The 13207-nt window shown below is 58.6% G+C and carries 7 protein-coding genes and 1 pseudogene; 4 read left to right on the top strand and 4 right to left on the bottom strand.

Annotated elements, in window-relative coordinates; genetic code table 11:
* Positions 1-412: 412 nt before the first annotated feature.
* Complete coding sequence (locus BFQ04_RS14235; RefSeq protein ID WP_242194930.1) at positions 413-700, bottom strand: hypothetical protein; 288 nt, start codon at positions 698-700, stop codon at positions 413-415.
* 1695 nt (positions 701-2395) lie between these two features.
* Positions 2396-3179 (bottom strand): annotated as a pseudogene (locus tag BFQ04_RS29315) (IS3 family transposase); the annotation flags it as partial.
* A gap of 398 nt (positions 3180-3577) precedes the next feature.
* Here BFQ04_RS29315 and BFQ04_RS14215 point away from each other — a divergent pair.
* Entirely contained in the window at positions 3578-4357 is a 780-nt protein-coding gene (locus tag BFQ04_RS14215; RefSeq protein WP_065951370.1) for a PhzF family phenazine biosynthesis protein, read from the top strand.
* Between the two features lie 70 nt (positions 4358-4427).
* Here BFQ04_RS14215 and BFQ04_RS14210 read toward each other — a convergent pair whose 3' ends face one another.
* Complete coding sequence (locus BFQ04_RS14210) at positions 4428-8612, bottom strand: AvrE-family type 3 secretion system effector (protein ID WP_256544583.1); 4185 nt, start codon at positions 8610-8612, stop codon at positions 4428-4430.
* A gap of 314 nt (positions 8613-8926) precedes the next feature.
* Here BFQ04_RS14210 and ggt point away from each other — a divergent pair, with 314 nt between their 5' ends.
* Positions 8927-10756, top strand: a complete 1830-nt coding sequence (gene ggt, locus BFQ04_RS14205) for a gamma-glutamyltransferase (RefSeq protein ID WP_065951368.1) — start codon at positions 8927-8929, stop codon at positions 10754-10756.
* Positions 10757-10817: 61 nt separating this feature from the next.
* Here ggt and BFQ04_RS14200 read toward each other — a convergent pair whose 3' ends face one another.
* Entirely contained in the window at positions 10818-11456 is a 639-nt protein-coding gene (locus BFQ04_RS14200; protein ID WP_065888066.1) for a LysE family translocator, read from the bottom strand.
* 137 nt (positions 11457-11593) lie between these two features.
* Here BFQ04_RS14200 and BFQ04_RS14195 point away from each other — a divergent pair, with 137 nt between their 5' ends.
* Both BFQ04_RS14195 and BFQ04_RS14190 read left to right on the top strand, forming a co-directional pair.
* Positions 11594-12403 carry an AraC family transcriptional regulator gene (locus BFQ04_RS14195; RefSeq protein WP_065951367.1) on the top strand — a complete coding sequence of 270 codons (810 nt, stop codon included), beginning with the start codon at positions 11594-11596 and terminating at the stop codon, positions 12401-12403.
* A 447-nt stretch (positions 12404-12850) separates the two neighbouring features.
* The gene (locus tag BFQ04_RS14190) at positions 12851-13087 is read left to right on the top strand and encodes a hypothetical protein (RefSeq protein ID WP_065951366.1); all 237 of its coding nucleotides are present in this window, start codon (positions 12851-12853) and stop codon (positions 13085-13087) included.
* The last annotated feature ends 120 nt before the right edge of the window (positions 13088-13207 follow it).

Genomic DNA, 13207 nt, shown 5'->3' with positions numbered 1-13207 from the left:
GAAGTAAACGATGAGGTTTACACGATCCTGAGCGACGCGAAAGTCCTTTGCTCGGCGTCATTATCAGCTCACAGGCAAGCCGCTAGGTGTCACAGGTGAGGTTGCAGAGTATGAAGCCGCTCGCATTCTCAATCTCAAATTGGAGTTGGATAGGCAGGCAGGGTATGACGCGACGGTATTGAGGAACGGCGTGGCCCTCAAGATCCAAATCAAGGGTAGATATTTTTCCAACCCTCAAATGCGAGGCGGCCGAGTAGGATCCATTGATTTGAACCAGCCTTTTGATTAGGGCCACTTGTGGGCATGACGGGTGATACGGGCAACGGTCACTTCCCTGGGCAGTGACGGTAGGTACCAGTGCGGTGGGATTGGCCCGCATTCAATACTCACGGAGTGCCCCCCAAGCTTAACCTCACACGGCTGTCAGTACTTCACCTTGTAGGTTGGTGTATCCTCCGGCCGCTGGCTTTTTTTGCACCGCCAGAAAAGTCGTACGCATCAGCTGCGCGACCCGCAGGTGCAGATGTTCGCAGGCTTCGAAAAAAGCTAACGGCATGTCTGCGGCGCCTTCATCCAGCAGGTTGGCCGTCTCTTGAATGAGTTCGCTCATCTCTTGCTGCTGTCTGATGTGTGCTGTTTCAGGCATGGCGGTTATCTCAGGCGCTGTGAGCGTGGATTTCAACCTGACCAGCCAGAACACACCGGCCACCGAGGCGCTTAGGACCAGCGCAATCGTGCTATGCGATAGCACGCATGCCCCAATACCTAGCTGGCTCGCTGGCAAGCGTATACACCGTCCTGAGGCCCCATTTATTCATCGAGAAGGAGGTATCGATCACTAGCTCCTGAGCGACGCCAAGAATTAATAAGCCTGTGGTAACTACCAGCAGGTATCCCGCGGTTTGACTCGCCCATGTCCCAAGGTTGGCATTTGACATAAGGGCCTGCCTTTTCATGCCGTTCACGGCACGCGGCGTGTATTCAACCCGCTGGTCCAAACGTTTCGCCGTCCCTGGTCAGGGTTATGTACACCGGCTTGTGGGAATCGTTGGTGGTGTCCCACACAAAAAAATGCCGGCGCGGCACACCCATGGCTTGAGAGTTATCGATCACGCGGGGACGTGTATCCTCATCAGCCGCGGTGAACTCAAAACTGTACCTGGGCAAGTTTGTGGCAACGTCATACGGTGCCGCTTGCCGCCAGTATTTTTTATGGATCAATCCTTTTTTTCAGTAACCATCGCTACATCGTGTTTGGAGTGGCTACGTTGGTAAAGCGTCTATCGACGCCCCCCTATCAACAAAGTGTGTGGGCAATTAACGCTTTAACAATACAGCGAGGCCTGGATCAGCCCGATGTGTAATTAGCGCCCAGCTGCTGCCATTACCAACGCCCTCACTTCTTGCCTGTTTCCAGCATTTCCGTTGGCGTAAAGCCAACGGCAGCGTTATGACAGCCCCAGTGGGTGATACGCCAGTCACCACGTCATAAAAGCACTTCCACGCATATTCCCAGGTGGAGCAACTTTTTTCGAGACGGCAACATCCAATTCGCTGATTGTATAACGATAGCTACCTTTAACCCGCTTATCCATTCATCACAGGAGTACGTCATGTTTACTGACATCAAACCGGGACCCAAACCTAAGCGCGAGGACGGTCAGGATGATCGCAGACGGCATGTAGATCCGCCTAGCGAGAAAAAACACCCGACCTTGCCACCACACAAGCACAAGCCGGGCGACTGATCAATTGTAGTGCGACACTTCAGACTTGTTTGACATGTGCCCGCCAACAGCGGGCTTTTCCATTGAGACAATCAAGTTACGCATTCGCGCTATGATTGAGAGCGATAACAAGCCCCACATAGTTTTGCAACTGCGCGGAGAAACATAGACTGGGTAGGTCAGGCTGAAGCCCAATAACGCGGCAATAGCTGATCACTTTCACGTTGGCCATGAAGCCTCTGGCAAGCCCATTAACATGCACCGATTGGGTGCTTGCTCGCGATACAGATTTAACTATGGATTCCCGTTCAGGCAGTTGGAAATTGATGGTATCAAGATGTGCATGTCGAATGGCTTAACGAGCACCGCGGTATCGTTTGGTATCCGGTGTTCCAGGTCAAGGCCGGCATATCCAGTAATGAGCAACGCTGGTAGTTGGTAATACAGCATTCGGCACTTGTGGGCAGTTCGCATCCATCTATGTAACCGCTCAAGCCAACGTCACTGGTCATCAATGCGATGGCGTTTTATCGTCCTTCAGTCCTCTAGAGCGGCGGTCGCATCGTAGACGGCGACAACCTCATGCCCAAGCTGCATTAGCCAGGCAGCAAGCGTTTCGCGCGCCTCGAACTCGTCGTCGACCAGTAAAATTCGTATTCTGGGGGTTGCAAATCACTGGTCATCTGCGAATTAGTTGACCAGCCAACGACCTGACGAGAAAACAGGTCTAGCACCACCGCCAAATACAACCAGCCTTCATTCGTACGTAAGTACGTGGTGTCGGTGATCCAAACCTTGTTGGGTTCCACGACAACTAACTGGCGCGTCAGCTGATTGGATGAGGCGACCGCTCGATTACCGCCGTACTTTCCTGGGCGGCGTCGATAACCTGTCTGAGAATACAGACCTTCAAGACGCATAAGCTTTGCCATACGATGACGATCACAATCCTCACCGACCTCGCGCATATCGTCATGGATTTTGCGATAGCCATAAACGCCGCCGCTCTCCAGCCAGGAATGCTTGATCAAACCCAGCAGTCGTCGGTCGTCTTGGGGGCGTACAGATTGCGGCTCAGAAAGCCAGGCGTAATAACCGCTGGGATGGACTTTCAGCGCCAGGCAAAGCCGTCAAATCGAACAGTCGCCTGCGCACTGCTTCATAAAGGCGTACTTCAGCCGTGCTCCTTGGCGAAGTACGCGGCGACCTTTTTAATATGTATCGCTATTCAATAACGCGCTTGAATTCCGCTCGCAGACGACGCAGTTCAGAGGGGTAATGATCGTCTTGCTATCGTTCTTCTAAAGGTTTGCTGTAGCGTTTTATCCAGGCATAGAGGCTATGCGTCGACACGCCAAGGCGGGCCATCACATCAGCGACAGGCAGCTTCTTTTCGGTTACTCGATTGACCAATTGGATTTTGAATTCTTCTGGGTAACGCGGGTTGCTCATGGCACCTCCTAATTGGCCTCATTTTAAGGCAAAGAGGTACATACGAAACCCGCCGCGATTCAGTCTGGAACATCGTTTTGTTGAGATGAACGACGCGATGCCAAGCACAGATATCAGGGCAGTAGCCGTTGAAAGTCCGTCAGTGTGTATGCCTATGTGTATGCCTTAATGATTTAGTATTCAGAAAATATTATAAATACAAAATCTTAGGACTCCTGTTCAAATGACTGTGTAGCCACCAAGTACTAAAAACGGCTTACCGAAAGGTAGGCCGTTTTTTTATGCGCGCAGGAAAGTGTCGCCAAGGTGCTCACGCTCAAAAATACTACCCATCTGTATTTTGACGCCCCCGGGAGCCGCTGTTAGTGTCCAGCCTCCCCCACCACGGAGCGCTCCCGATGCAACTGGACATCTACCAAGTCGACGCCTTCAGCCAGCACGCCTTTGGCGGCAATCCTGCGGCGGTATGCCCGCTCACCGAGTGGCTGACGGACGAGCAACTGCAACACATCGCCGCCGAAAACAATCTGTCGGAAACTGCGTTCTTCGTGCCCCGTGGCGACCTTTATGAACTGCGCTGGTTTACCCCGGAAGTCGAAGTGGACCTGTGTGGCCACGCCACGCTGGCAGCGGCGTGGGTGCTGATTCACAAGTTGCCGGGCGCGCCGCGCGTGTTGCGCTTCGCCACGCGCAGCGGCGAGCTGCGGGTGACGCGCAACGGCGACGAACTGGCCATGGACTTCCCGGCCAGGCAACCGGAGCGCTGCGAGCCGCCAAGCGGAATGCTAAGTGCATTGGGGATCGAAAACGCCGAGGTGTTCGGCACCGATGACTATATCGTGCTGGTGGAAGATGAAGCACAAGTGGCCGCACTCACGCCGGATTTCGCAAGGCTCAAGGGCCTGCCTAAACGCGGGATTGCCGTCACCGCCAAGAGCACGCGCTTTGACTTTGTTTCGCGCTGGTTCGGCCCGAATGTGGGGGTCAATGAAGACCCGGTCACGGGCTCCGCGCATACGTCGCTGGCACCGTTCTGGGCCGAGCGCCTGGGCAAATCGCAATTGACCGCCGAGCAAGGCGGCACGCGCAAAGGTCAATTGCGCTGCGAGCTGCGCGGTGACCGGGTGATCATCTCCGGTAAGGCCGCGCTGTATATGCAGGGTGTGATTTATCTGTAAAACACAGCGGCTTGCCCTCAGGTAAGCCGCTTATTCATGTCGGTTGCCCAGTCATCCCTGCGGCTACCTTTCAGGCCATCGCATTGGGTGTTCTGATACGCTGGTCCGCCAAGTCAACGGTCAGGTCGTGGCGTGGCAGGGGGCTCAACGTATTGTTCAGGTTCATGCGCAACGGTTTGTCCGCATTTGCTCCGTATTCGAAGTCGACGTTGACATGCTTTTGCGTATGACTGAGCGAGGCGCTGCTGGAGAAGCTGATATTGGTCGGGAACGGCAACGACATGCCATGGGTCTGGGTCGCGGTATAGTTCATGCCCATGCTTTTCACACGCAGGTTGTTGGGATCTTTCAGCGCTCGCTTGATCAACGGCTCGGTGCTTTCGCCCGCCAGGTGACGATGCTCGATCATGCGCAGAACCTGCGGTTTGAGTTCCATGCCGAGCGTCACAGAGGTGCCTTCACCCTGCTGCAGTTGTTTGATGATATGGGCCAATTGCGGGTCATCCCTGAGCCATTGCACGATAGCTGCCTTGTTGCCCGGTGCGACATCGTCCAGCCAGCCATGCTGCTCATCATCGCGCACCCCAACACGTGTGACTGATGACTCGACCGAGGCCAACTGACGTAAGCCAGCTTTCATCAGGTCCTGTTGAATCAACACTTTACCCAGCGACTGACTGATAGCTTCATAGTCATCCAGCTTGGTCGCCAACGGTGGGTGAGTCGCCAGAAACTGCTGTAGCGTGATCAGTTGTTCATCGGCAGAACCTTGCGCGCTCGACGCGGCGATGGTGGCTAAATCCCGGCTCCATTGCGGTGAGTACCGCGACAGGCTGTCTCGAATATCGTCAACCTGAGACTGAGTGACGGGGGCCGGCGGCTTGAACGAAAAATTGAAGGCCTTCGATTGTGTGCGATCGAACTTCACCATGACCGACAGTTCCGGCAAAGCAAAAGCTATGGCTGCCGGCCCGTTGCTGGCATCACGGCCGGCGATCGCCAGCGCGTTGACAGGCGCGAAGTTGGCGCCTACTGCGCCGTGCCTCAATAATTGAGCGCTGCGTCCCTCGCCTCGGCTGGTGCCCGTCGTTGAATGCGTGGTACTTCGGCTCTTGTCCAAATGCATAAGATTCAGACTACCCACCCCTCCAATACCGGCGCGAAGCACTGAGTCCAATTCGGTAATATTCTCTTGCGGGCTATACATCAAACGCAGTTGCGCGAGCGCATCCAGATTGACATCACCACTGAGTTTCGAGCTTGTGCCCGTCGCGTGTTTTTCTCCCAATGCCAACAAGTCGTGGAAACCGCCAGACTGCCCCATCAGAATCGACATCATCTTGCCAAAGTCGGCCTCTTTTACATTAAAACCAAGGGTAGCCCCCTTGTTATGCGCAACGGCAGCCGTCAACTCGCCCGCGACCCTCAGGCCCGGCCCCAGCGCAGCGCCGCCTTTACCCAAGGTCACACCCGAGCCCACGGATCCAGCCAACCGATATGTGCCCTCGGTGCTGATCTCAACCCGCGCACCGGTGTCGGTACGACTGATGTTCACACCATGGGTATGAGACCTGGAACCGCCCAGAAAAAACTCCACTGGCGCCACCGGCTTTATGCCGGTCACCAGCGCTGCGACGCTCACCCCTTGGGTGCGGCTGGTGTTCAGGGCATGACCCGTGTCCATCTGCTGCACTTGCCGTGTCATCACATCCGTAATGGACGCATCGGCGGGCAATCCCAGCAGCCCCGAAAGATGCCAATGCAAGGCGGACCCTGGAGTGCCAAGATCCTTGGCCAGCAGTTTGAAGTTGTCATACAGGGATTCCGCCTGGTCGTAGCTGACAATCTGCTGGCTGGACAGCGTGTGCACAGGGCCCTCTTCAAAGCCTTTCATCACTGCCTCCAGCGACGCCTCGATTCTTTTCAAGGCGCTTGGGCTATGGCCGGACGTACTGCTCAGTTCTTCAACCATCCCAGCCAATTGCTTAAGCGTGCCGGCATGGTGAATCAGATCGCCTTCGACGAGCGCCGAAGGATGACTGGAATCTCGTTTGCGCTCCGGTTTCCACTCGGGCAACCTCAAGCCTTGCCCTTCGAAGTTGGCCAGCAGCGCTGCCGTGGTCTTCTGCGCTGAAGGTTCGACCCGCTTGAATGCTTCATACAACTGGTGCAGCGTCGACTCGGCGCTCACCACCGTTCGGCTGAGCTTGGGCTGTGCATCAACTGTCAGCCCATGCAGGTCGCCGATCAGGCGGGCGCACGACTGGCTGCTTTCTTCGACCTTGGCCAACGCCTGGCTGAGCTGCTCGGCCAGTGCCTGTCGCGGCCCGGGCTCGCTCATGGCCGCAAGGCGAGTACTCAGGTCAGCGCCAACCGGCTTGCTCCTTGAGAGCGACTCGAGCTGTTGGTGAAGGCGCTTATCGTCAACGTATACGCTCTCCAATCCCCGGCGACCATTGATGTGATGCCCAATGGACTGGCCTTTCTCACCCAGCGCTTGCAAAGGATGGAAGTGCGATTTGATCCCCTGGAGAAAATTGCGCTTGATGGGCATCCCTTCGCGTGTTTGCCCAAGCACATTGCTGCTGGCCGTCAGCGCGCCCCCTGACACAGGCGTGCGCATCTGGCCGGCCGCTAACGTATCGGCCAATGAAGCCTCCTGCACCGCCGGTCGCACCGGCCCCCACGCCATTGCGCTTGGGGCCGCGTTATCCAGTCGATGGAACTGCTTGTCCCAACCGCCAATCAAGTGCCGGTCAGCCCCCATCCGCAGGGACTCCAAAGACTGGCCCTGCGGCAGTTCAACCTTGCTCCAGCGGGGCGCGGCATCCTCGCTGCCTTGCCAGGCGCGGCGATCGAGCTTGAACAATTCGCCCACCTGAGTGTGTGCATAAAGATTGGCTTCATGATCCAGCGCCAGTGTTTTGATTGCGAGCGCCGGTGAAAGCCGTAACGGACCGACCACTCCGTCCACACAGGCCTGGAGCTGATGGTCTTTATCGACGGTTACAAAGTTGCGGCCGTCGGCTACGGCAAAGCCAGTGACAGGACGCTGGATATCGCCCGCAAGTACCTCCTCAAGTGACACCTGGGGACGAGGCTTGGGCAGTGCGCTCAATTCATGACTGGCCCCCTCAAAGACCGGGTCACGTACCTTTGTTACATTCACCGCTTTGAGTTGCCCTGCTTGGAGCGCATAGGCGCGTCCATCCAGCCCTCGTTCCAGATGTGCCACGCCCTGTTGTGCGCTTGTGTCCCAACGTTGCGCCGACGCATCCCAGCTCAGCAATGTGCCGGAATCAAACGCAACCTTGCCCCGCAGCCCAAGATCGACGGCTGTCGTCAATGCCTGGAGGCTGGGCAACGGCAGGCCTTTCTCGATGCCCTTGACCAGCACGTCGCTGAGGTTCCACTCAGGGCGCAGTGCGCCAGCCCTATCCAACGGCACGCTGTGCAATTGCTGCCGGGCATCACGAACCTGGGCATTGAGCTGCCCGGCGTCATCATGGAAGAACCCCTCGACACGCACTGCGCCCTTCAGCGCCTGCTCCAGCGGTACGAGCGATTGCGCAACCATCGGCAGCGTGCCGTCCCGCGCCAGCCGCGTGTCCGCGCGCAGCAGTTCACCGTCAGCCGTGGCGCCATACAGCGTGCCGCCAGACAAGCCGACTCGCGTAAGTTGCACAGGCGCGCCGCGTTCATCGACCGGGCGTGCATCCGCCACGTCGGCACCTTGAATCTGCACGACCGATGCGCCCTGAGCCTGGCGCAACACCGCCGAGGTCCGCCCCTGCGCACTGCTGTCCAGCGCCTGCGGAGGGGTCTTCAACAGTTGCCCTTCACGGGTCAGCCCGATACGGCTGTAGGTGCGGTTGTCGGCGTCGGGCAACCAGGACAGGGCAAGGGGTTCGAAGCGATACAGGCGTCCCTGATCCAGACGAAATTGCTTGCCCTCGGCGGTCGTCTGTACACCGCTTACGCTTCCCAAGTGTCCCCGACCGGGGCCCGGCGATACGCGACCTTCACCGCCATCAGTCTCGGGCAGGCTGCTTCTGAATACCGCCGCAACAGCAGGCGTGGGCTGAATATGAAACAGGTAATCTCGCTCATCCTTGAAACGCAACGTGCCGGCGACCGAGGCGCCATCAGCGACATAATGCTTGTTCGGCGCATTGAGATGGCGGGCGATATCACGTCCCACCAGGGTTGTATCAGGTTCCAGCCGCCCACCTTTGAGGCGGATATCGAACAGCATTGAAGCGGGATTCAACGATTGGTAGGAGGGTAACGGCTGGGCAGGCTCTGTGGCCGGGCGGGAATGTGCATTATCGACATGAGCATGCTCGATGACGTCATGTTGTGCGTGGGGCAGACCATCTACTCTTCTGTGCATAGCAGGCTCCAGAAATAGATAAATACCAGTTACCGAGTGAGTATTTTCCTCGGTTTGGTTCCAGCATTACGCAAACCCAGCCCGGCGGGCCCGACCGGAAAAAACCAATCAATCCGGACCATCCCCCTCTCTGCTGCGCTAAAGTCTTGCGACAGGAAGATCAGGTCATTCTCAAAATGAACGGAGTTCAACGCGTGCTTTTTATTTCCCGCCGTCAACTATCAACCGTTGCCATCACGCTCGCCCTTGCCGGCTGCCACACCACGGTCAATGAACAACCACCCGCACCGGAGCTGGGGTCGGGCTATCGCACCGACCTCGCCACTCGTCACGCAGCCCGCCATATGGCTGCCGCTGCCAACCCACTGGCTGCCCAAGCCGGACGCGAAATGTTGCGCCGGGGCGGTTCGGCAATCGATGCGGCGATCGCCATGCAAGCGGTGCTGACGCTGGTGGAACCGCAATCGTCCGGCATCGGCGGCGGCGCATTCATCATGCTGTGGGACGGCGAAAACGTGCACGCCTATGACGGCCGGGAAACCGCCCCAGCCGGGGCGACAGAGCGGTTGTTCCTGAAGGCCGACGGTACGCCCATGGCGTTTACCGATGCGCAGATCGGCGGGCGTTCGGTGGGCACGCCGGGGGTATTGCGGGCACTGGAAATGGCGCATAAAAAGAACGGCCACCTGCCGTGGACCCAGCTGTTCGAACCGGCGATCCGGTTGTCCGAACAGGGTTTCGCAATCTCCCCACGCCTGCACAGCCTGATTGCCGCAGACCGCTTTATCGCGCAATCGCCGGACATGGCCACTTACTTTCTGAATACCGATGGTTCGCCAAAAGCCACTGGCACGCTGTTGAAGAACCCGGCGCTGGCGAAGGTGTTCAAGCGTATCGCCAAGGAGGGGCCGGACGCGCTGTATCACGGCCCGATTGCCGATGAAATCGCGCGCAAGGTGCAGGGCAATCGCAATGCCGGCAGCTTGACCCAGGCGGACCTTCAGGGCTACGCCGCCAAGGAGCGCACGCCGTTGTGTACCGACTACAAGCAGTGGAAAGTCTGCGGCATGCCGCCGCCGTCGTCGGGTGGGATCGCTGTTGCGCAAATCCTCGGCACATTGCAGGCGCTGCAAACGCGCGATCCGCGCCTGGCCATCGCGCCGATGACGCCGCTCAAGAGTCCCTCGCCGGCCGGGCTTGAACCCACGCCCGAAGCCGTGCATCTGATCGCCGAAGCCGGGCGCCTGGCGTTCGCCGACCGAGCGCTATACGTGGCTGATGCGGACTTCACGCCGGTGCCGGTTGCCGGTCTCGTTGCACCAGATTACCTGGCCCGGCGCGCCGCACTGATCGGTGAGCGCAGCATGGGCATCGCCAAGCCGGGTCAACCGGCAGGCCTTCAGGTGGCCTACGCGCCGGACCGCTCGCCACTGCGCATTTCCACCTCGCAAGTGGTGGCCGTGGATGATCAGGGCGGCGCCGTATCGATGACCACCTCGGTCGAGGCGGCGTTCGGCTCCCACGTCATGGTCCAGGGCTTTTTGCTCAATAATCAGATGACCGATTTCTCGTTCATCCCCGAAGAAAACGGCCAACCCGTCGCCAACCGCGTACAACCCGGCAAACGCCCGCGCTCGGCCATGGCGCCGACCCTGGTATTCGACCGTCAGAGCGGTGAGTTGCTGGCCACCGTGGGTTCGCCGGGCGGCTCGCAGATCATTGAATACGTGAGCAAAACACTGGTCGCGATGCTGGACTGGAAACTCGACCCGCAGGCCGCTATCAGCCTGCCGAACTTCGGCAGCCGCAATGGCGCAACCGAGTTGGAAGCCGGGCTGTTCAGCCCGGGCGTGAAGCAGGCCTTGAAGAGTAGAGGTCACGAACTGAGCGAAATCGACATGACCAGCGGCGTCCAGGCGATCGTTCGCACGCGTGATGCCCAGGGCAAGGTGTCATTGAGCGGGGGTGCGGACCCGCGGCGCGAAGGCGAAGCACTGGGCGACTGATTCAACCTGGGTGGGAGGGCGCTTGCTCCCTCACCACCCATTTAAGCCGTGTAACGGACGGTCAGCGATTCGCGATCAGATGTGAACCGAACAAGACGTAGCATCCCCCGGCAAAACGATCGAGCCATTTACGCGAACGGCTGTAAAGAGTGGCCATGCGTTCACTGGAAAACAGCAGCGCCACACTGGTGTACCAACTGAACGACAAGGTCGCCATGACGATCACCGCCAACGTCAGCAACACCGGCGAAGGCGACGGCGGCATGGTGGATGCGAAGATAGTGGCGACGAACAGCGCCGCCTTGGGGTTGGACAGGTTACCCAACAGCCCCAGACGCCAGGCGGAAAACAGCGAGCGCCGCGCCGCATCCGGCAATGGAGTCTGGCCCATGCTGGTTGCCGAGCGCTTGAACAGTTTCAGCCCCAGATAAATCAAATAGCAGCCACCGATGATCTTGAACGCCAGGTACAACATAGGCGCGGCCGTAAACAGCGACTTGATCCCCAGCCCACCCGCCAACCCCCACAGGATCGTACCGGTGGCCACGCCCGCCGAGGCCACTACACCATGTCGGCGCGAACAACTGGCGGCCAATTGGGCGGTGTTGAAGAAGTTGGGCCCGGGCGTGACCACGGCCACCGTCCACAGCAGGGCCAACGAGACCAGCGGCGCCACATAAGCGGGGTTGAACAGTTCCATCGCGGCCAGCTCCTTCAAGGCAATACGCAGCCTGGATCATAGGCCTGGCCGAACAACTGCACAATCGTACAAGACCCCGGCAGACAAGGGGCGCAGACTCGGCTAACGTGTTTCCACCTCCTTTTGTGACAGTCACCATGGGCAACCCTACCCACACGCTGGACTGGCTGCACCGCGCGCCGCACGCCAGTGGCCTGGACCGTATCGAAGCCTACTTTGCCGGCTTTGCGTTCGACCCTCATCGCCATGACACCTACGCCATCGGGCGCACGCTGTTCGGTGTGCAGAGTTTCCACTATCGCGGCGGCATGACCCACAGTTTGCCCGGCACCACCATGGTGATTCACCCCGATGAAATCCATGACGGCCGCGCGGGCAGCGATGAGGGTTTCAAGTACCGGATGATCTATGTAGAACCGGCGCTGATCCAGCAGATCCTCGGCGGCAAGCCGCTGCCCTTCATACCCGGCGGCGTGTCCACCGACCCGCGGCTGCACCGCGCCAGCGAGGTATTGCTGCAAAGCCTGGACTGCCCGATCGACCCGATGCAGGAGCAGGACGCCATGTTCGACCTGGCCCATACGCTCAGCGCTGCGTCCGGCGTCATCACAAGCCGCAAATCCTTTGATTACATCGCCGCCGAGCGCGCCCGGGAATTTATCCACAGCGCCCTGGGCCGCAGCCTCACCCTGGATGAAATCGCTGATCACGCCGGGCGCGACCGCTGGGCGCTGTCGCGGGATTTCCGCTTGCTGTTCGGCACCAGCCCCTACCGCTACCTGACCATGCGCCGGCTGGACCTGGTGCGCCAATTATTGGCCCAGGGCGAGCCCTTGGTGGATGCGGCGATGAGCGCGGGCTTCACCGACCAGAGCCACATGACCCGGCAGTTTCGCAGCACCTACGGCATGCCGCCGTCGCGCTGGGTGAAAATGCTCGGACGCTGACTCAAGACCTGAAATGCATTCAATGTGGGAGGGGGCTTGCCCCCGATAGCGGTGGGTCAGTTTCGGATGCGTTACTGACACGGCCTCATCGGGGGCAAGCCCCCTCCCACCTTTTGGATAAGGTGGCGTTGCTGGCATTTCGTCATGGTTTGTAAAGGGCCAGCAAGCCGTGTCCCTTTAAATTGCAGGACGTTTCCGAGACAATCCCCGCCGCCTTGTGCCTGTTGGAATCGATGGCTAGTCTTCGACCCGTCACTGAAATTCAGTGATCGGGTTTAGCAGCCTGAGTTCAATAGGCACACGTTGTCACCGCATTATGGCGGCTGTACGTGGGGCACCTTCGGGTGCGCTGGTTTTCCTATTGACCGGTCTGCTAACCCGCGTACAGCTGCCACCTCACGTTTAGCAGCGTTGGTGGTCGCTCCCTTGTTCAATAGGAGTTACACCATGACCAAAGCACTGCCCGATCCGCCCATGGATTGCCTCGTCGTCAATGAAGAACTCAGCTTCGAAGACGCTCAACTTTACATTTCCCATCTGATCAACAGCGCATCGGCCACGGTGTGGGACTGTTGCGATCACCTGCAACCCCACGACCGCGCAAGAATCCATGCTGCATGGCATCTGCTGGAAATGGCCAAAACGGTGATAAACCGCACCATCGAATGCCTGCCACGAACCTGAAAACACCACAAAACCAATGTGGGAGGGGGCTTGCCCCCGATGGCGGTGTATCAGCGACAGACAGGCTGGCTGACACACCGCTATCGGGGGCAAGCCCCCTCCCACATGAATCACGATCAT

The organism is Pseudomonas sp. 37 R 15 (genome assembly GCF_900004865.1).
Classification (GTDB): domain Bacteria; phylum Pseudomonadota; class Gammaproteobacteria; order Pseudomonadales; family Pseudomonadaceae; genus Aquipseudomonas; species Aquipseudomonas fluorescens_AM.
The sequence above is the reverse complement of the archived record's forward strand: the minus strand, read 5'-3'. Positions and strand labels throughout refer to the sequence as shown.

What these genes read in the sequence shown, in the direction of transcription:
- BFQ04_RS14190 (WP_065951366.1), top strand. Translation starts at nt 12,851, where the DNA reads ATGACCAAAGCACTGCCCGATCCGCCCATGGATTGCCTCGTCGTCAAT.
- ggt (WP_065951368.1), top strand. Translation starts at nt 8,927, where the DNA reads ATGAACGGAGTTCAACGCGTGCTTTTTATTTCCCGCCGTCAACTATCA.
- BFQ04_RS14210 (WP_256544583.1), bottom strand. Translation starts at nt 8,612, where the DNA reads ATGCTGTTCGATATCCGCCTCAAAGGTGGGCGGCTGGAACCTGATACA.
- BFQ04_RS14215 (WP_065951370.1), top strand. Translation starts at nt 3,578, where the DNA reads ATGCAACTGGACATCTACCAAGTCGACGCCTTCAGCCAGCACGCCTTT.
- BFQ04_RS14200 (WP_065888066.1), bottom strand. Translation starts at nt 11,456, where the DNA reads ATGGAACTGTTCAACCCCGCTTATGTGGCGCCGCTGGTCTCGTTGGCC.
- BFQ04_RS14195 (WP_065951367.1), top strand. Translation starts at nt 11,594, where the DNA reads ATGGGCAACCCTACCCACACGCTGGACTGGCTGCACCGCGCGCCGCAC.